The sequence below is a fragment of the Bradyrhizobium cosmicum genome (assembly GCF_032290525.1).
In the GTDB taxonomy this organism is placed as follows: domain Bacteria; phylum Pseudomonadota; class Alphaproteobacteria; order Rhizobiales; family Xanthobacteraceae; genus Bradyrhizobium; species Bradyrhizobium cosmicum_A.
Map to the genome: position 1 here is coordinate 1 of NZ_JASXTA010000273.1, position 266 is coordinate 266.

A 266-nucleotide genomic window follows, 5' to 3' on the forward strand; every position below is an offset into this window, starting at 1 on the left:
GTGCCTTCGATAAGCGAAAACCGGCTTTCTGCAGGAAGCCAAACGTTGTGCAACTCGGTCCCGTTGTCGGCTTCTTCCAGACAATAAATCAAAGGGCCACACTGGATAGCCACCTTGCCCGTCAAATTGCGAAGTTGCGGATGACCGTATACGCGGCGTACTTCCATCGGCAGCGATAGTTTGAGCCGATCTCCCTGCCGCCACGTGCGGTGAATGTGCAAATAGCCCTTGCGCGACTCGCAATTGACAGGGCCGCCGTTCAGGGT

Annotated in this window: 1 pseudogene; it reads right to left on the bottom strand. The window is 56.0% G+C overall.

The window, feature by feature from the left end:
* Positions 1 to 266 (bottom strand): annotated as a pseudogene (locus QSV46_RS39935) (beta-L-arabinofuranosidase domain-containing protein); the annotation flags it as partial.